This is a genomic window from Leptospira wolffii serovar Khorat str. Khorat-H2 (genome assembly GCF_000306115.2).
Classification (GTDB): Bacteria; Spirochaetota; Leptospiria; order Leptospirales; family Leptospiraceae; genus Leptospira_B; species Leptospira_B wolffii.
In genome coordinates this window covers 143,850-161,912 of sequence record NZ_AKWX02000012.1, presented here as the reverse complement: position 1 = coordinate 161,912, position 18,063 = coordinate 143,850, and the positions used below count along the sequence as shown (strand labels likewise).

The following is an 18,063-nucleotide window of genomic DNA, read 5'->3' as shown; positions in this document are numbered from 1 at the left end:
TCCGCAAAGAATATTTCGAAAAACTATCCGAAGGGGGTTAGGCTTCCGAACTTAGAATCCGGAAGCGATCGTATCCTTTCTATCCGGTCCGGTAGAGATCAAATCGATTCTTACTCCGATCAATTTTTCTAAGGCTCGGATATAATCCTTACAAGCCGAGGGAAGCTTATCGAATTCGCCGATTCCGGTGATATCCGTTTTCCATCCGGGAAATTCTTCGTAGATAACTTTGACTTGCTCCAATCCTTGAGAAGGGAAGCAATCCAGTTTTTTACCATTTCTTTCGTATGCGACCGCTACTGGGATCTTGTCGTAAGCGGAAAGAACGTCTATTTTAGTCAGCGCTATGGAAGTGAGTCCGTTGATTCTAACCGCGTGACGAAGCACTTCCGTATCGAACCAACCGCAACGTCTAGGACGACCGGTGGTGGCTCCGTATTCCGCGCCTAGGGTCCGGAGTCTCTCTCCTTCTTCTCCCATTAATTCGGTGGGGAATGGGCCTTCTCCCACTCTGGTAGTGTAGGCCTTGGTGATTCCGATCACATTCTTCAAATGATGGAAAGCGATTCCCGACCCGATAAAGGCTCCTCCCGTAGTGGGATTGGAACTGGTCACATACGGATAGGTTCCGAAATCCACGTCCAGTCCGGTTCCTTGGGCACCTTCCAGTAGGATTTTCTTTCCCGCTTTGAGTTGGGATTCGAGATAATAAGGGGTATTGATTATATTCTTACGAATCTTGGAAACGAAATTCTTAATATTGTCGAGGATCTCCTTGGTGGATATCTCCTCTCCGTCGTAAAGTTTTACGAGTTCCCGATTCTTTTCGTCTACCAGATGCTTGAGTCTGGTTTCGAAATCGTTCTCCAGAAGGTCTCCCACACGAAGCCCAATACGCATCATCTTGTCCGCGTAACAGATACCGATTCCTTTCTTGGTGGTCCCAATCTTACGATCAGGAGCGCAAGAATTCTCCCTAGCGGAATCGATGAGCCCGTGAAAAGGAAAGAGAAGATGGCAGGCGTCGCTGATAAGAAGTTTTTCATAAACCGGAAAACCCTCCGCTTGGAGTTTATCACATTCTTCTATGAAGAATGTCGGGTCCAAGACCACTCCGTTTCCGATGACGCAAATCGTCTGGTCGTAGATGACTCCGGAAGGAACTAAATGGAATACGTATTTTTTTCCGTGGACCACTACGGTGTGTCCGGCGTTGGCTCCGCCTTGGTATCGGACAATGATATCCGTGTCTTTGGAGAGGTAATCGATTACCTTGGCTTTCCCTTCGTCCCCCCATTGGGTTCCGACGACTAATGTTGCGGGCATAGGATGGTTTCCTTAGTTTCTATCTTTGGTATGATATCGTTTATAGGGTGAATTCGCTTTTTGCCTTTCCGGCTTCCATGGGAGAATTCTAAGAAGAATCTTCTCATCCGGCATCTAAATCCGTTTTTAAGACTGTCTCTAGGACGTCTACATTGATCGCAAATCCACAGGCGTCTTTTTGCAAGCCGGAGAATCTCTCGTAGAGATGGTCGTAAGCTCCTCCGGTCAGAACCGGTTCGGAATTTCCGGAAACATATCCTTGGAAAACGAAGCCAGTATAATACTCCAGATCCGGAATCAGAGTGTAATCCGCGCAGAATTCCACCGAATTCCTTTTGGGGAGAGAATTCAAAATCTCTCCCGTCTCCCGTAAAACGGTCCGGAAAGAATCCGAGAGTCCAAGACTTGCGAATCTGGATCCCAAATCCTCGTCGGAGGAAAAACCTAAGCAAAGGGCTTCCAAAACGGGGAAGATTTCCAGACCATTACGGCTTTCTAAAAATCTTCGAATCTCGGGTAGATTCTTTCTGTATAAGAGAAAAGATAGTTGGCGCTTCTCCGCTTGGGAGAGACCTAAGGACTCCATAAGAGAATGGAACAAGTTCACATTTCCCAATACGATTGTAAGAGTAGAATCCAAAGACAAAGAGGAGAATATTTCGGAGACCTCACCTAAGATTCCAAGGATCGCCTTCGTTCCGGAGCCGCCTAGATTCTCCGCGCCCAATTGTAGGATCTCTTTTCTGGTTCCGCTCTTCCTACCGTAGTCTCGGAAAATTTTTCCCTGATAAAAAATACGTTGGTTTTCTTTGCGGTGCGCAAAACCGGCCATACCTTTGACCGCTTGCACGGTTAAATCGGCGCTAGGCGAGATCTCGTTTCCGTCGGAATCTCTGAATCGATAGAGAGAACCTGAGTCCTCGTTGGCAACGGTAAGTAAAAAGGAGGAAGAATAATCGAAGGAAGGTAGAAATACTTCCGAATATCCGAATTTTCGAAAATCCCCGCTAAGGGAGTCGAGAAGCTTCCGCCTTTCCGAACTTTCATTCGGACCGAGAAAATGAAAACCGTCCGGAATCCATTTCTTCTCGCTAAACTCGGGAGGATTATGTGACATCTGTTGTTTTCGAAAGCCCCAAAGAACAGTTCGTTTTGGCTAGGGTAGAATTCAAACCGTTTTTCCCAAAAAATAGAATGACAATAAGCCTTCCAAGGATAGAAAGTATTCTCCGGAAATCGCATAATTCGAACCTTTTCGTTCGATCCCTATCCATTCGGAACTAACACCGCTAGATCTAAAACAGAGACGTACCATGGCAGAAAAAGAACAATCCGTCGGAAGATGGCAGAAGGAATTCTTCGAAAATATCCACTTATTCAAAAGATCGGGAATGTCCGAAGACGAAGCCAAAAAGATACTCCAGAAATTTCTTTACCTTTGTTCCGTGACCCCCATGCCTCCTGTGATGGATGTGTTCAAGGATCCGGGTTCCTTGGAGAGAGTGGGAGTCTATACTCCCCCCGAAAAAAAAGCCAGGGAATTCATGATCGAATTCCTATCTCCCATCATGAAATTCTTCACGGTGGAGGGGATCGAAAATCTGGCCGCGGTAAAGCCGTTGATCGGCAAATACCCGGTGACTCTGATCTCCAATCACCTAAGCCACCTGGATGCGCCCGCTATTTTTCATCTTCTCTACCACGCTTCTCCCGAAGGAAGAGAAGTCGCCGAGCAATTGGTATTCATCGCAGGACGACTCGCCTACGAACCTGACTTTACCAGACTCGGGTTGTACATGTTCGGAACCCTTTTAGTCTGCTCCAAGAGAGACATGGCGGATAACCCGAGCCTCTCCGATCTTATGACCAAGATCAACATGAGAGCCTTCCGCCATTCCCAAAAGCTGCAGCACGAAGGTAAGATCGCCGCCATATTTCCGGAAGGAACCCGTTCCAGAGACGGAAGACTCATGCCGTTCGTAGACACTGTATACCATTACGTAGCCAATAAGGTGATTCTGCCCATCTCTCTGGAAAAAACGGATAAGATTCTTCCGACATCCAGCCTTCTTTTCAATCAGGTGGCAGGTAAGCTCACAATCGGTAAACCTGTGTTAGTCGGAGAGCTGACCAAAAAGGAAATGGCAAGTTTCCCTAAGAATGTAGAACAACTTCCTTTTCCGGAACAAGGGGATAAGAAGCAATTCCTAATAGATAACCTGGCCCTACTCGTAGGACAAAATCTGAACAAACACCAACACGGAATCTATCGAAATCTCTACAGCGCGGACGCCAGGGATCAGAACAAACTCATCAAGGTTCCTAAAGAACCTAAAGAGAAGGTGATCGTTATCGGAAACAGCAGCATGGGAATCGCAGTCGCGACAGTGATCGCCAATAAGGATGTGGTCGTTCAAGTATACCATCCGGATAAGGAATACACCTCCCAGAGCAACGCGGAACATAGGGACATTAAAACCTATTCCCTTTACAAACTGCCTCCCAACCTAACATTCACATCCGATCCCGAAGACCTTAAGAATGCCACACTGTTCATCCAAGGAACCAATCCTTGGGAATTACATACCGTATATCCGGACTTACAACCTTATTTGGCCAAGAATAAGGCACCATTCTTTAATATTATAAAAGGCTTTACTAGTGCGGGACTCATCCTGGACGATCTGCAACACGGGCTGGGTCTGGAGGACGATCGTATAGGAGTCGTTTCGGGAGCTTCTTATCCGGACCAGATCATGGAAAGAAAGATCTCCGGATTCGAAATCGCCGCCGTAAATGAAAGCCTTATACCTCGCATTCAAAAGCTTCTGACCACCGGTTATATTTTCCCTCGTCCCGCGATCATTCCTACGGACGTAAAAGGAGTGCAACTAGGAGGAGCTCTCAAAACGATTTACGCTCTCGTAATGGGAATCGTTGAAGGATATTTCGAGCAGACTCTCGGCGGAAATGTGGACAATTCCCTTTTCCATCTTTCCAATCGCTTCTTTAACGAAATGGTGAGAGTGGGAGTGCAGATGGGAGGAAAGCCGGAGACGTTCCAAGGGCTTTCCGGACTGACCGACTTCATGCTCTCCTGTTTCGGAACGGACGCCAAGGACAGAAAAACGGGTTACGATATCGCAAACGGTCATCCTTCCGAAAAGATGTCCAACGGATTCTATGGTTTGAAAGTTATGCCGAATCTGATGAAGATAGATCCGAACGAGGTTCCGATTTTATATGCGGCTTACGAAGTAGTCATCAACAAGAAGGACGTTCGCAAGGTCGCGGAAGGAATGGAAGAAAGACTGTCAAGGGTTTGATATAAGGCGGTCTTAAGGATCGCTTTCGGAATCGAGACACAAGTATGAATCATGAAATACGGACTCGTTTTTCTTTGCCTGATATTCCTTTCCTGCGAAACGTTCGACCGACTCCCTCTTAGGAAAGTGCAGAATGGTAAGAAGGAATTTTTAGAAGGCTGGTCCACTTGTCCTAAGACCAAGGAGAACGAAACCGCTCCGAGCAATTGCAAAGCGAGCTTATTCGCAAATACGATCTTTATCAAAGCGACCGTTCCCACCCCCTCCAAAGGAGAAAGTTGTCTGGAACAATGCAGGACTCTCAAGGGCGAGAACGGGATTTCTAAAATCGCAGTGGAGAGTCTGCCTGCTAATACTAGTGTCTCCGCCTCGGACTTCACCTATCCCAGAGTTCCAAGCGCCTGTATTCTCCAGAAGAGCCCTGCTCCACAGGTATACCGAGCCGGAACGGTCCGACTCCCCTCCTCCTTTACTAGGAGAAAGGAAAGAACGGAGCATTGCTCCTGTAATCTATTCATAGAATACGAAAAAGGAGAGTCGGAGTTCGCCTCGATTTTTAGGGACTGCTTGGACCTAGAAAAAATCTCCCGGAAAGAGCAGGAAAACTTTTACTATAAGTATCGGTATTAAACGATCGTGAGAACTTCTCCGGAGAATATCCGGAGAAGTTTCCAGAAAATCATCTGTGCCCGTTTACAAAAATATCGATCAAACCTTCGGCCAAAGCCTCTATTTCGCCGGATCTTTCTCGGAGCAAACGAAAGGTCTTTTCCACGGCGATTTCCACTTCTTCCTTAGGCACTCCGAAAGTGGATAATCCTAACTCGATAACGGTGGACATCATCCGAATCCGATCGATCTGCCCGGAATAAACCATTTCCTCCAGCAAACTTTGGAACACTCCCCGAAAGGCCAGAGTACGGATCAGATAATCCTGATGATCGAAATCTATATTATATTTTTCGAACAAAACCTGGCTGCGCTTGGCGCCCCTGTTTCCGATCATTTCGGTGACGCCCTGGGTCCGATAAGCGGCCAAATAGGTCTCCGCAATGGACAATTTCTTTTGGCAGAGATAGAATTGTATCCCCACCTCCATAGCGAACACCAAGGGAGGATCCATCTCGCCTACGATACGTTCGGCGATTTCTCCCGCCTCCGTGAACACTTCTCCGGCTATCGCCAGGAGGATCTCTTCCTTATTTTTAAAGAAATGGTAGAGACTACCCGTGGTAATATCCGCTTCGTCTATGATCCTTCTTATGGTAGCCTTTTCGTATCCTTCGTTCACGAATAATCTTCGGGATACTTCCAAGATCCTTGCTCGCACTCGATTCGACTGTTCTTCTCTCTTCATCAACCAAACACCTTTCCGCCGAGCCTGGAGGGACTTTTTCTATGTGAATCTTTTCCTTTCGTAAATTCCATTTTGGATTTCCTTACGGAAATGAGGAACCTGCGATAAGAAAGACTCCCTTATGGGCTATAACAGCGGTTATATTTTCCTTTATGACATATTCAGCTTCGCAAAATGACTCTTATTCGTTTCATATAAGCGCTTGAAGACGGAGAAGTTCCGATCGTAGACCTTCTTATTGGCCGGATTCGGTATCCATCTTTCTTTTATCGGGATCCATTTTTTGATTTCTTCGAAGGAATGAATCTTACCTAAACCTAAAGCGGTAATCGCCGCGGCGCCGCTAGCTCCTGCATTCTGTGGATGATCTATCGTTTCTATCGTTCTTCCGGTAATATCCGCAAGTATCTGGCAAATGATAGGAGAGCGAGCCACTCCTCCTACGAATCGTATGGTGGAGGAAGCGGGAACCTTTGCCTGGGACAATTCCAGGATCCAACGCTTATGAAAAGATATACCTTCTATCACCGCGCGGATCAGTTTTCGCTTTCCGGTATCCAAACCTATGTTGAAGAAGATTCCCTTTGCATAAGGATCCTCGAAGGGACATCTGTTCCCGTGCAACCAGGGTGTGAAGATGACTCCGTCGCTACCCGCGGGTGTATCTTTTATGGATTCGAACAAATACGCGAATAAGCTATCGTAAACCGCTTCGGAGCCTTCCGTTACATTCTTCTTTTCTAAATAGACTCCGATCTCGTCCAGAGCCAAGTGATCCTTAACCCATTGCAGACATTTTCCGGAAGTCTCCTGCTCTCCGAAATAATTGTACATTCCGGGTCTCGCTCCCACGATGGAAGCGATGCGAGCGTTGATATCCACGGTTCTTTTTTTGGTAACGGTGGAGACCCAACCGGAAGTACCGGCGTAAATATGAGTGTCTCCTTCTTCTACGGCTCCGGCTCCGATTCCGATGAGGGATGCGTCTCCTCCCCCTCCGAAAACTGCGGTGCCTTCTCTAAGACCCAGATCCTCGGCGGCTTCTTTCGCAAGTCCTCCGATCAGGTCCGTGGATTGAACTAGTTCGGGAAGATGTTCGATGCGCACACCGAACATTCTGCAGAGCCCCTTATGCCAACGGCTTTTGCCCGGACGAGAATCATATAAAAAGGTCGCAAACGCGGAATCCAGAGTCATAGTAGGACGACCCGTGCATTTCGTAGTGAGATAATCCTTCACATCCAACCATTTATAAACCCGGGAGAATTTCTCGGGTTCCTTGGATTCCACCCATTTATATTTCCATAATGGATCTTTAACGCTGCCGGCGACCGCACCTGTGATTTGCAAGGAGCGAAGTAGTTTGAATGCGTTTAGACCTTCGATCTTGATCCCGTACTCTATTCCTTTTTTCATCTCTTCGCGGGCTCTTTGGTCCATATAACTCATGGCAGGACGAATCGGTTTCAGGTCTTTGTCTACGAGAACGAGACCTTGCATTTGGGAACAAAAAGAAATACCGCGTATATCGGAAGGATTTAGTCCGCTACTCCTGAGAACGACCTGTGTGGTGTCCCGCATCGCATTCCACCAAATCTGGGGGTCCTGCTCTACGCCCCCTCCTTCTACCAAGGTCAAACCGTATTCCTGGGATTCGGATTCTACTAAAGTGAGCTTATCGCCTATCTCGAAAAGGCAGGTCTTGGTTCCGGTCGTTCCGATATCGTAAGCCAAAACGTATACCAGGGATTTCATGGATTCTCTTACCTCCGAATTTGGCTCCCGGATCCTAATCCCCGGATGAGTGAGCGCTCACTCATCCGAAAATGAGAATGGGAGGGGAAAAGGGCAATCATTTTTCCGGAGTAACTGGAAAACGTTCTATCCCTCGTCCCGGCACAAATTAAGGAAAGGAAAGGATTTCGTCCTTCTCTTTCCTACAGAAACTGCGAAAAAGCGCAAAATTCTGCCAAAGAGAGACGATTTTCTAACCGCTCGGAACGGGTCCATCTATACATACTGGAGATTGAAAATCTTTATGAAGCGACTACGAATCTACTTATTACTATCCCTTACTCTTTCTTGCGGAGAACAGGACGGGATCCAAAAAGTTCCTTCCGAGAATCGGCAAATTCGTGAGCAAAAGTTTTTCTTAATCGATAAAAAGCTAGTAGATCGGAATTGCAGAGAACCTCTCCCGGGCAAGCAAATCGATAATATCGGTCTCTTCTTGGATGGATTCGCCTTCGTAAATGTAAACGGCAAATACGGTTATATCGACGAAGAGGGCAATCTGATCGCGGAAATTAAATACGATCATGCTGCGGATTTTTTGAACGGTCAAGCTCCCGTGGTTTGGAAAGGACAAGATCTATTTCTAGACAAAATCGGCAAGGTGGTCGGTAAAAGACCGCCGTTCGAAAGTTTAGGACCGACAGCGGAAGGATGGACCAGTTTCACTTATCGGGACCACTGGGGATTCTTCGATTCCGCCAATCGAGTAGTAATTCCTATACAATTCGACACTCCTCCTCATACGGATTCTTATAGATATAAATTCAACGAAGGATTCGCTCCCGTATACTTAAATTATAAATATGGAATGATCGACAAAAAGGGAAAATATCTATTAGAACCGATTTACGAGGAGGTAACCGATTTCAACGAGGGACTCGCGGGATTCAAGACGCAGAAAGGATGGGGATTTATCGACGCTAACGGTAAAGTAGTTATCCCGAATCGTTTTAATAATTTGCATAGAGGCTATCTTAACGATCGACCTAAGCCGTTCCAAAACGGTAGGATCTTTGTTTGGGATACCATAAACGGGAAGAATGAAGGCTACTTTATAGATAAAACCGGAAAACGCTTGGACCTACCTCAATATCTGCGAGAGCCCTTCTCCGACGGTCTTTCCATTTTAAACAAGGACAACAAATATAAAGAATACGGATTCATAAACGAGAAGGGAGATATAGTGGTTCCGCCCATTTATGAGAAAGTATATCCTTTTAGAAACGGACGCGCCGCGGTCGTAAAATCCAAGAAGGTAGGATTCGTTTCCACCACCGGAGAACTGGTGATTCCGATGGATTTCGATTATTCCGAACCCTATTTGGATTCCAACCCGAGTCCTTTAAACTCATTTGAAAATCGGCGCGCAGTCGTTAGAAAGAAAGATAAATTCGGAGTCATCGATCCGAAAGGGAACTTCGTGATCCCCGCGGAATTCAATCGGATCTACCTCCGCAAAGACGGTTCTATATTCACCTGGAAGGGAGAACACCGGAATCTTTATGATAGAAACGGTTTTCTTCCCGATTGCAAGTAACCGAAAAAAAAAGGATACGAAGCAAAGCACGACTTCGTATCCTTTTTGGGACATCATTCCGGATGGAGAGTTGGAATGTAATAATTCATTTCCTTATGGCAATCTTGCAATTTTTCTTGGTATTTCAAACATTCCAATATTTCAAAATTCAATCGAAGTCCGGCTTGCTCTTTCTCAGCGGGGGAGAGGTTGGGATTCGAATAGTATCCGTAAGCAAATGCAGCAAAATTACAACTACCTGCAAGTGTGCTTTTTTCCTTTAAATCATAGACACAGGCTGTCCTTTCGTTAGTCGGAGCGATAAAGCAACTTGGCAGAAAAGCAAAAATCATAAAAATCAAAGCAATTCTACAACTTCCCTGCTTATACTCACTTTGCATAATGTCGATCACTCGCATTGGCCGAGAAGCCTATCATTCCGGATGCAACGTAGGAATATAATAGTTAATCTCCTTTTTACATTCCTTTAACTTCTGGTGGTATTCCAGACATTTTAAGATATGAAAATTGGCAAACTGTATCGAAATTTCTTTTTGCTCTGGGGTCATACTCTCGTTCTGATACAAATCAAGAGCAATCGATTGGCAGCTATCATCGCTCGCCTCAAAAACGTCCCTTTTCTCTTTCAAATCATAGATACAGGCAGTTCTCTCATTTGTAGGAGCGATAAAGCAACTTGGCAAAAAAATAAAAATCAAAGCAATTCTACAACTCCCCTGCCTATACTCACTTTGCATAATGTCTATCACTCGCATTGACCGAGAAGCCTATCATTCCGGATGGAGAGTTGGAATATAATAGTTAATCTCTCTCTTACATTCCTTTAGCTTCTGATGATACTCCAGACATTTAGCCAAATGAAAGTTCAAGAGTAAAAATCCCCTTTCTTGAACCTCAAAATCAGGGGAATGCGTTGCCTGTAAATCCAAAGCTATTAAATTACAACTATCGTCAGATGCACCAAATGGCCCAACCTGTTCTTTCAAATTATAGACACAGGCCGTTCGTTCGTTTGTAGGAGCGATAAAGCAACTTAGCAAAAAAATAAAAATCATAAAAATCAAAGCAATTCTACAACTCCCCTGCCTATACTCACTTTGCATAATGTCTATCACTCGCGTCGATCCCGGACGCACAGTACATAGGACCACCCCAGTTATTATAATCTAAGCAGACGGAAACTAGATTTTCAAAAAAGTGCGGGTTGCCTCCCCAGCAAGGTGCATATGCGGCACAAAGGCAAGCGGCCGGGCCCGTATTACAGCTATCTCTTTCCGGAATCGGCATATGCATCGCATATTGCAAATAGTCGGCCAAACGCGCCTCAGTCGCAGAAGCTTGCGTAGGAAACGGATTCATAAAAAGTAAATTCGCATACAGCAATAATCCGCTTGGAACAAATAGATTTAAAGAAGAAAGAGTGGTATTGAGATTCGAGTCCTCAAGCGAATCCAATCCGAACGAATCGCTACCATATTGGAATGTTAAATCATCATATTCTACGGAATCAAATGCGTTATCTTCCGAACGACTGACGGAGGTTAGAGTGGATCTCCCGGAAACATTTCCGTTTGAATAATTGAGCCTATACTCCCTTGTTAAAGAATTATCCGTATAAACCCGAATTTTAGACAGACGACTTACGACTTTTACTAAACCTCCGCTCCAATATTCCGGAACCGTATCGTCGCGATTCTCATAAACGAATTCGATCACTCGATTCTGGTAACTGATCCGATCGGGATAATAATCACCGTTCGAAGAATCTTTCCTATAATTTACGTCGTATCCGTTTCCAAACGGATCTCGCACCCGACTGACTGCCCAGGTTCTTATGGAACCGTTCCGACCTATAGATTCGATCCGAGAATCGTCGGTAGACCCGAACGTATATTGAATTCCATCTTTATCTATCGCAGTCCAAGAGCAAGGTCCGTCTCCACATATCCCATTTGGAATATATCGCACCCAGGATTCCTTTCTTGCATGATACTCTCTTCGATTTCCCGATACGTCTACAAGCTGCCCCGACAAGGAAGATACAAAATCATCCGTACCGTCGTAATTTACGCCGAAACTCGGATCTCTATGAATCGAGTATAATCCGGAAAGCTCCCAGCCGACTCCCAGGATTCCATTGCTCCCACCGGAAGTATAAGAAAACGATAAATTTGGAACGATACCTTTCGTGCCTGGGGGCAAAATGAATTCCAAGTTAGTCGATAAGGAACCGTTTGGCGCAGCAGCAAGCTTCGGCAGTTTTTGAGGAACAACCTCCCCCGAAAGCCTTAACATCAAAGTACGAAATGAAAAACCTGAAATAAGGGGAAAAGAAACGGAGAAAAGCAAAAATACCCCTAACCTTTTCCAAAATTTACGCTTTAACGAACCATTTACGCATCGCACTTTTTTCATTTCCAACCCCCGCCTCAGAGCCTACAAAACTCCTTAGAAATTTCATTCCACGGTTAGGCTCCAAATTTGCGGCAAAAAACATGTAACGTCAATTTAATTTAAATTTAAAATATTCAAATAACTCATTAAATTCGAATGACGTTTATCAATATATTATAAAAAATAGGATTAAATATACATAATTCATATAAATTCGGAAAATGAATTCCCATTCCGCATAAGAACCTTCTAATCTTGATAATGGTCCATCTGCGTTATATGAAACCGAATCTCAATTCAAAAAAGAAAGGCCGCCTTTTGCATTGCCAGCAGCTCTGTGGCCGGAAAGAATCGTATCCATTTTCACTCCCAAAGAGGTAGCCCAGTGAATACTATCTTTTTATGTCTTTTTAGCCTGAGACGAAAAAAAAGGATACGAAGCAAAGCACGACTTCGTATCCTTTTTGCATTCTTAGTTTTTCCTGATTTAGGAAAGCTTAGATCTTAAAAATCCTATTATCTTCCTACGATCCCCGAAGCCTCGGGATGGAATCTATAAATATAATACGGCCCGCGACTTAAGATCGTGGCATCCGTCTGTAGGAAGACCTCGTTCAAGGCACTGCAAGTCAGGTACATGTACCCGTCGGGAGCATACGAAAATCCGTCCGGCCAGCGGAACGAAGGATCCTTGAACAGAGTCGTAAGAGCCTTCGTATTCGGATCTATAAGATTCACGGCAGAATGCTCCGCATCGGTCACATAGATATTTCCACTCAAATCCAAACTGATCCCGTCGCTCATCGTCTTTAAGGAGTATTGTTCCACCTTCTCCGCGAGTTGAGCCGCGGTCAGAGATTTGTTTCTAAGATCGGCCGTCTTGGCCCTGTACAATTCTCCCGAAGTAAAAGGAGCGAAATATAGCCATTCCAAATTCTGATCCAAGGCGATGGAATCCGCATTAAAGATGATAGGAACTCCGGCCACCTCGAAAGAAGATCCGTTCACCACGATTTCGTTCCTTTCTCCCGTAACGGAAACATGTCCTTTCAAGAGTCTTCTCGCTTTCTTCGTGGCTATATCGTATACGACCAAGCCTGGATCCGGAATAATAGGACTAGTATCCGTAATATAAATCGTCTCCGTCACGGTATCCACTTGCATATCGTTAAATAAAGAATCCTTGGGAGCGATATCGCTCGGGAAGCTATACTCGTGAATCACCGCCCCTGTGGCTATATCGAAGGCATAGATCTTAGGCCCGGAACCGATTCCTAAATTTCCGTAATCCAGAGTCCAAAGTCTGGATTTATCATCCGCACGGACTGAGAGGACTGTATTAAAATTCTTCTGAAAGGCTTGGTTCGGAAAAGCTATCGCATGTCCGTTCTTGAGCTCGGCAACCTTTATAGGAGGCGAACCCTGAGGAAAGAACGAAAAGAAAATCCTTCCATCCGAGGACGCGCTGATATTTCCGGGAGGCCTATCCAACTGTATCACCTTTTCTAAGGCTGAACCGGGATACTTGGGCAAAGTGGTTCTATCTTCCAAATTGGTCGTTTCGCAATTTTGGATCAACAAGATGAACGCTAAGGGTACGATCCATTTTTCTAACATACTCTTCTCTCCGCTGTTTACCCAATGGTATTGCAAACGTAGGATTTTTTCGTCCGGCTTCCTTAAATCCTACGTCCGGATTTGACAAAACGGTCTAACGATGTTTTTTCCGGGGAACCTTTATCGTGAAGATGAAATTTCAAAATCGCCTCCTTGGAGAAGAATGAACTCTCGTATAAGTAAGCTTTCCCTATGCTTAAAAACGTGAAATTATCCTCCACTTATATGAGCCTTACATTTCGGAGAAGAATTTATGAATATAATATAAGGTTTGTTATAATTAACTCCCGCGAAAGATAAGAGTTCCTATTCGAAAAATATAATTTGCTTGGAAGCAAACACACAGCGGCCTATACTGTCAAAGTCACTTCCGTATCTTTCAGGAACTGTGTCGGATCGGAAATTCGGTTATGCGAAATCCAATTCTTTTCATTTAAATAGAAAACGGGGCATTTATGCGCGAAAACCAGGTAAAAGTATACGGCTATAGATGGGTGATCCTTGGTCTATACGCATTGATAACGGCGATTATCCAAATACAATGGCTAACCTTAGCCTCTGTCGCCAGAGACGCGAAGTTATTCTACGGAGTGAGCGGCTTCCAAATCGATCTTCTTTCCATGATCTTTTTAGCGGTTTTCGTTCTCATCGCGATTCCTGCATCCTACGTAATCGATACCTACGGCATCCGGATCGGCGTAGGTATCGGAGCCGTCTTAACTGGCGGTTTCGGTTTTCTAAAAGGACTATACGCTTCCGATTTCAATATCGTATTATTATCCCAGATCGGTTTAGCGATAGCGCAACCGTTCATTCTGAACGCGGTCACCAAGGTGAGCGTGCAATGGTTTCCTATTATGGAAAGGGCTACGGCAGTCGCATTGGGTACCTTAGCTCAATTCGTAGGGATCATCATCGTTATGATCCTCACTCCTAGATTGATCGGAGATACCAATCCGGATCCGAGCAAAATTCCCGGTATTTTACTACAGTACGGTATCGTATCTTTGGCTGGTGCCGTGATATTTTTAGCGTTCTTTCGCGAAAAACCTCCCACTTCTCCGAGTACTCACGGAGAGGATTCCAAAATCAAGGTTTTCGAAGGCTTAAAGCATATTCTCAACCAAAAGGATATGCAAAAGGCATTGCTTCTATTTCTAATCGGATTAGGAATCTTTAATGCAATCAGCACCTGCATCGATCAAATCTGCGAGCAAAAGGGATTGAATATGACCCAATCCGGAGATATAGCGGGAATGATGCTTATGTCCGGTATTATCGGAGGGATCTTCGTACCTCTGATTTCCGACAAAGTCGGTAAAAGACAACCTTTCCTATTGGCCGCCATGGCGGGTTTTTTACCGGGAATCCTATTGCTTGCGTTCGCCCAGGATTACGCTCTTGTATTAACGGGCGCGTTTCTGATCGGATTCTTCCTACTCGGAATCGGAGCTCCGATCGGATTCCAATACTGCGCCGAAATCACATCTCCCGCTCCGGAATCCTCATCCCAAGGCTTATTGCTACTGATCGGTCAGGTCTCCGGAATCGCTTTCATCGTAGGAATGGACACTCTTGGTATGGGACTTTTTCTCAAGATCTTCATCGGATTAGGAGTAGTGAATCTTCTAATCTCCTTCCTATTAAAGGAATCTCCGATGATGGATTATGGAGCGGAAAAGGTTCAGGAAAATTCCCTGACTAGAAAATAATACCCCTTCCTTTCGATCTTCCGGTCCGGAGTTTTATCTCTGGATCGGGAAATACGCGATCATTAAAAAGAAGGCCAGGCAGATCAAAATCGCCAATGCCGGTCTTATGATTCGATAGACTTTCCAAAGCTTCAGTCTGTTGCCTTTTCTGATCTTCATAACTGCTCTTAATAGATAACAGTTAGAAAGACGAAGAGGGACATGGGACTCCGTTTTTTTTATCTCAGCTATGTCCGGTTTATCCCCTTAGGGAGCGCTTCTTGATCCAGAGTCCGTATAAAATTCCTACGAAAAATCCGGAAACGATGACCGTAATTAAGATCGGATCCATAAGGCTAGAATCTCCGGTCGCTTTTAAGAGGCAAGTATCCTCTACGATCCGGTCCTAAATAAAAATGAGGTTTAGAGTGCCCCTCTAAACGAATCGATTATTTATGCTTACTGACTACGGAAGTGATTTCCAGGCTCACTCCTGCGGCCTTCACATATTTCCAATCGGAGGAAGAACTAGGCGCTATATTCGTAGTTCCTATGGACCCTCCGTCTCCTACGACTACCATCCGATTCAGCTTGGAACTGTAGGTCGCGTCTATCCAATCATTATAACCCGCGGAGCCTCCGCATAGATCCAAAGTACTCACCATAGACCAACTGGCGCCTTGGTCATTGGAATAGGACCATCTGCAATTGTTTCCGAAAGCGTATACATGATCGCCGAAATCCACGAAACCGTGCGGATAATTATTCGCTCCCAATCCTATGCTTGTGGAAGCGGGCCATTTTCCGTTCGATCCTAATTTTGATACGATCGCATCTCCATTGCTCAATAGATTTCCGAATACGTAAAACGCTCCGGAACGAGCGGGATACAAATGAAAACCGTATAGATCGTACACTCCTGCAGGAGGAGGAGCATAAGATAAGCTTTCCAAAGAATGTCCCGTACCGTTCGGAAAACTGGTCATCGGACTTCCTGCTGCGGGAGGATTCGCAGGATCGTATTCCAGAGCCATTTCGTATTCTCCGTATTCCGAAGGACAATAGAACTTATCATTATAGAAGGTTACGTAACAACTTCCGTAAAAGGAACCGTAACCGAATGTGGGTAAATTTTCGAAGGTAGTCCAATTCACTCCGTCGGTGCTTTGAATAATATAAAGACGATCCACGGCCCCGGAATATTGTCCTAATTTGGTTCCCGCAGCGATGAACTTATTTACTCCTCCGACTTTTCCGTAACTTACGGAACGCAATGGCAAGGTAGGAGAAATGGTCGCATATCCCGAGTCGACCGGTGCAGTCACTTGGGTCCAGGTTTCTCCGTCTTTACTCGTCCAAATGCCAGCATTATTAGCTCGAGTAACATAACTATAGATTAATGTTCCAACGGCAACCCATGTACCGTTCCCGTAGGCTACGGAGTAAAGACTCCCGCCCGAACAACCCGGAAACACGGCGGATCCGCCCCGAGCGCTCCAATTTTCTCCGTCGTTACTAGTCCAAACGGTGCAACCCATTCCGACTGCCAAAAATTCCGGTCCGGGGGTGTCGTCATTTTGAGAAGCATAATTGGAGCCGATCAGGTCCAAGGAAAGCCCGGTAAGCGATTTGGAGGCGTCTAAGGAGACCTCTTTCGCTTGGTTGCAAAAGAGGGTTAGCAATAGATTCGATAGTACGATATATCTTTTCATTCTCTTCCCTTCTATACCACAAATATCAGGAAATTTTTTTCGAGTAAAATCGGGCCGTGGGAAGAATTTTGAGCGGAAATATCTAAAGAAAAATGACCCCTCAAATCTCCAATTTATAGTCTGGCTCCAAGATTCTCGGGCAATGACTGAAGATCGTCCCTAGGTAATGCCTTGCCAAGGAATGAAACATCCACTCTCCGGCTGCCCTTCTCACATCCCAAGAATCGGCGCTCGCAAAGCCCCTTTCCTCGAAGAAAGAATCCAGGCTCCAATCCTCCTCTCCCGGAATCACCTGGACCTTTAACATTGCGTAAAAGCTATCCGTAGAAGGATCGAATCGAAAAACTAGGGATCGCCCGCCCAAAGGATTGCGGATCGTGAATGTGGCCCAATTTCCCTTAGGACCGGATTCTTCCGATTTGAGTTCGTACAGCTCGTAATGCAGTTCCTTTTCGTCGCCGAAGAATTCCCGGAAGGCGGTTCGAAACGCCTCCGCAAATTCCAATTTTGTAGGAAGAGAAGAATCGTCCGACAAATCCATTTGCTTAGGATAAAACTCCCGGTCCCTCTCAGCAAGAGAATTTAATTCGCCTCCTTAGCTCTAAATCGAACGGAAAGTATCATGCTCTACTAGATTCCTTCCGAAATCTTTAATGTGAAGACGGCAGGTAAATCTTCCCTAATCGCAATTAGGATCGTCGCATTCTTCTTATTCGTATTATCTCCTTCTATCTTTGCAAAGGATCTATCCGGAATTTATAAAGAAGTAATAGTGCAGGATTTCGAAACCGATTCCTTCGGAGAGGAGAATATAAAGGCCAAATTAGGTCCGGAACTCAATCCCGAAGTGAGAATATCCACCGTCTTTCGTACTCCCGAAAGAGACTCCGAAAAATCCTTATATGTGGAAGTAAGCGCGGAGAGAAATCAGTCTTTCCAAATTCTATTCAAGAAACCCTGGACCTCTCAGGAGTTCGTTAAGGAATTTTCCTTTCATATGTATGCGAACGAAGGAGGAGGTTCTCTTTTTCTTTTGGTCAGAGATTCGACTTTGGACATGAAGAAATTGCTTCTCACTCATTTCAATTTTTCCGGCTGGAAGAAAGTTTCCTTAGATATCTCGCGGAAAGTTCGGCAGGATGACCTAGTCACCCACAAGAATTCGGAGCTGGTCTTTCTGGGATTTTTATACGTGGCGCCCTTCGAGATGAAAAGAGGAGCGAGAGAAGTCTTCGTGATCGACGATATCTTAGCTAAGGTTAGACCGAAATATCTGCTTTTTCCGGGAGAAAAGACTCTGGTAAAATAG

15 protein-coding genes are annotated in these 18,063 nt (G+C 45.2%); 5 read left to right on the top strand and 10 right to left on the bottom strand.

All coding sequences use genetic code 11. The features are described 5' to 3' along the window. Nucleotides 1-51: 51 nt before the first annotated feature. Nucleotides 52-1,326 carry an adenylosuccinate synthase gene (locus tag LEP1GSC061_RS09810; RefSeq protein ID WP_016545301.1) on the bottom strand — a complete coding sequence of 425 codons (1,275 nt, stop codon included), beginning with the start codon at nt 1,324-1,326 and terminating at the stop codon, nt 52-54. A gap of 103 nt (nt 1,327-1,429) precedes the next feature. Then, nucleotides 1,430-2,443: an ATP phosphoribosyltransferase regulatory subunit gene (locus LEP1GSC061_RS09805; protein ID WP_016545178.1), complete on the bottom strand. Its 1,014-nt coding sequence runs from the start codon at nt 2,441-2,443 to the stop codon at nt 1,430-1,432. A gap of 196 nt (nt 2,444-2,639) precedes the next feature. On the opposite strand from LEP1GSC061_RS09805, the gene LEP1GSC061_RS09800 reads away from it, so the two are divergent. Both LEP1GSC061_RS09800 and LEP1GSC061_RS09795 read left to right on the top strand, forming a co-directional pair. Then, complete coding sequence (locus LEP1GSC061_RS09800) at nt 2,640-4,652, top strand: 1-acyl-sn-glycerol-3-phosphate acyltransferase (protein WP_016545427.1); 2,013 nt, start codon at nt 2,640-2,642, stop codon at nt 4,650-4,652. A 51-nt stretch (nt 4,653-4,703) separates the two neighbouring features. Continuing rightward, nucleotides 4,704-5,282, top strand: coding sequence for a hypothetical protein (locus LEP1GSC061_RS09795; RefSeq protein WP_016545186.1), 579 nt, complete (start codon nt 4,704-4,706; stop codon nt 5,280-5,282). A 49-nt stretch (nt 5,283-5,331) separates the two neighbouring features. Here the strand turns inward: LEP1GSC061_RS09795 and LEP1GSC061_RS09790 are convergent, their stop codons facing one another. Then, nucleotides 5,332-6,009, bottom strand: a complete 678-nt coding sequence (locus tag LEP1GSC061_RS09790; protein WP_040508400.1) for a TetR/AcrR family transcriptional regulator — start codon at nt 6,007-6,009, stop codon at nt 5,332-5,334. Between the two features lie 150 nt (nt 6,010-6,159). Further along, nucleotides 6,160-7,764: a xylulokinase gene (locus LEP1GSC061_RS09785; protein WP_016545304.1), complete on the bottom strand. Its 1,605-nt coding sequence runs from the start codon at nt 7,762-7,764 to the stop codon at nt 6,160-6,162. Between the two features lie 283 nt (nt 7,765-8,047). Here LEP1GSC061_RS09785 and LEP1GSC061_RS09780 point away from each other — a divergent pair, with 283 nt between their 5' ends. After that, the gene (locus tag LEP1GSC061_RS09780) at nt 8,048-9,340 is read left to right on the top strand and encodes a WG repeat-containing protein (protein ID WP_156844534.1); all 1,293 of its coding nucleotides are present in this window, start codon (nt 8,048-8,050) and stop codon (nt 9,338-9,340) included. A gap of 53 nt (nt 9,341-9,393) precedes the next feature. Here LEP1GSC061_RS09780 and LEP1GSC061_RS09775 read toward each other — a convergent pair whose 3' ends face one another. The 3 genes from LEP1GSC061_RS09775 to LEP1GSC061_RS09755 all read right to left on the bottom strand — a co-directional run bounded on the left by LEP1GSC061_RS09775 (nt 9,394) and on the right by LEP1GSC061_RS09755 (nt 13,351). Beyond that, entirely contained in the window at nt 9,394-9,738 is a 345-nt protein-coding gene (locus tag LEP1GSC061_RS09775; protein ID WP_040508398.1) for a hypothetical protein, read from the bottom strand. 694 nt (nt 9,739-10,432) lie between these two features. Continuing rightward, nucleotides 10,433-11,635, bottom strand: a complete 1,203-nt coding sequence (locus tag LEP1GSC061_RS09760; protein ID WP_269571855.1) for a SpvB/TcaC N-terminal domain-containing protein — start codon at nt 11,633-11,635, stop codon at nt 10,433-10,435. Nucleotides 11,636-12,250: 615 nt separating this feature from the next. Next, on the bottom strand, nt 12,251-13,351 hold the full coding sequence (locus tag LEP1GSC061_RS09755; protein ID WP_016545294.1) for an L-dopachrome tautomerase-related protein: 1,101 nt from the start codon (nt 13,349-13,351) through the stop codon (nt 12,251-12,253). Between the two features lie 455 nt (nt 13,352-13,806). On the opposite strand from LEP1GSC061_RS09755, the gene LEP1GSC061_RS09750 reads away from it, so the two are divergent. Next, a complete protein-coding gene (locus tag LEP1GSC061_RS09750; protein ID WP_016545206.1) occupies nt 13,807-15,063 on the top strand; it encodes an MFS transporter in 1,257 nt (418 codons plus the stop codon). Nucleotides 15,064-15,096: 33 nt separating this feature from the next. On the opposite strand, the gene LEP1GSC061_RS22010 is transcribed toward LEP1GSC061_RS09750, so the two are convergent. The 3 genes from LEP1GSC061_RS22010 to LEP1GSC061_RS09740 form a co-directional block, all read right to left on the bottom strand. Further along, nucleotides 15,097-15,222 (bottom strand): hypothetical protein, encoded by a 126-nt coding sequence (locus LEP1GSC061_RS22010; RefSeq protein ID WP_016545162.1) that lies wholly within the window; start codon nt 15,220-15,222, stop codon nt 15,097-15,099. 269 nt (nt 15,223-15,491) lie between these two features. Continuing rightward, entirely contained in the window at nt 15,492-16,754 is a 1,263-nt protein-coding gene (locus LEP1GSC061_RS09745; RefSeq protein WP_016545351.1) for a beta propeller repeat protein, read from the bottom strand. A 100-nt stretch (nt 16,755-16,854) separates the two neighbouring features. Beyond that, nucleotides 16,855-17,295, bottom strand: coding sequence for a hypothetical protein (locus LEP1GSC061_RS09740; RefSeq protein ID WP_016545420.1), 441 nt, complete (start codon nt 17,293-17,295; stop codon nt 16,855-16,857). Nucleotides 17,296-17,448: 153 nt separating this feature from the next. Here LEP1GSC061_RS09740 and LEP1GSC061_RS09735 point away from each other — a divergent pair, with 153 nt between their 5' ends. Next, complete coding sequence (locus tag LEP1GSC061_RS09735; RefSeq protein WP_375517518.1) at nt 17,449-18,063, top strand: flagellar assembly protein FlaA; 615 nt, start codon at nt 17,449-17,451, stop codon at nt 18,061-18,063.

What these genes read in the sequence shown, in the direction of transcription:
- LEP1GSC061_RS09740 (WP_016545420.1), bottom strand. Translation starts at nt 17,295, where the DNA reads ATGGATTTGTCGGACGATTCTTCTCTTCCTACAAAATTGGAATTTGCG.
- LEP1GSC061_RS09750 (WP_016545206.1), top strand. Translation starts at nt 13,807, where the DNA reads ATGCGCGAAAACCAGGTAAAAGTATACGGCTATAGATGGGTGATCCTT.
- LEP1GSC061_RS09780 (WP_156844534.1), top strand. Translation starts at nt 8,048, where the DNA reads ATGAAGCGACTACGAATCTACTTATTACTATCCCTTACTCTTTCTTGC.
- LEP1GSC061_RS09775 (WP_040508398.1), bottom strand. Translation starts at nt 9,738, where the DNA reads ATGCGAGTGATCGACATTATGCAAAGTGAGTATAAGCAGGGAAGTTGT.
- LEP1GSC061_RS09795 (WP_016545186.1), top strand. Translation starts at nt 4,704, where the DNA reads ATGAAATACGGACTCGTTTTTCTTTGCCTGATATTCCTTTCCTGCGAA.
- LEP1GSC061_RS09810 (WP_016545301.1), bottom strand. Translation starts at nt 1,326, where the DNA reads ATGCCCGCAACATTAGTCGTCGGAACCCAATGGGGGGACGAAGGGAAA.
- LEP1GSC061_RS09790 (WP_040508400.1), bottom strand. Translation starts at nt 6,009, where the DNA reads ATGAAGAGAGAAGAACAGTCGAATCGAGTGCGAGCAAGGATCTTGGAA.
- LEP1GSC061_RS22010 (WP_016545162.1), bottom strand. Translation starts at nt 15,222, where the DNA reads ATGAAGATCAGAAAAGGCAACAGACTGAAGCTTTGGAAAGTCTATCGA.
- LEP1GSC061_RS09800 (WP_016545427.1), top strand. Translation starts at nt 2,640, where the DNA reads ATGGCAGAAAAAGAACAATCCGTCGGAAGATGGCAGAAGGAATTCTTC.
- LEP1GSC061_RS09785 (WP_016545304.1), bottom strand. Translation starts at nt 7,764, where the DNA reads ATGAAATCCCTGGTATACGTTTTGGCTTACGATATCGGAACGACCGGA.
- LEP1GSC061_RS09755 (WP_016545294.1), bottom strand. Translation starts at nt 13,351, where the DNA reads ATGTTAGAAAAATGGATCGTACCCTTAGCGTTCATCTTGTTGATCCAA.
- LEP1GSC061_RS09805 (WP_016545178.1), bottom strand. Translation starts at nt 2,443, where the DNA reads ATGTCACATAATCCTCCCGAGTTTAGCGAGAAGAAATGGATTCCGGAC.
- LEP1GSC061_RS09760 (WP_269571855.1), bottom strand. Translation starts at nt 11,635, where the DNA reads ATGTTAAGGCTTTCGGGGGAGGTTGTTCCTCAAAAACTGCCGAAGCTT.
- LEP1GSC061_RS09745 (WP_016545351.1), bottom strand. Translation starts at nt 16,754, where the DNA reads ATGAAAAGATATATCGTACTATCGAATCTATTGCTAACCCTCTTTTGC.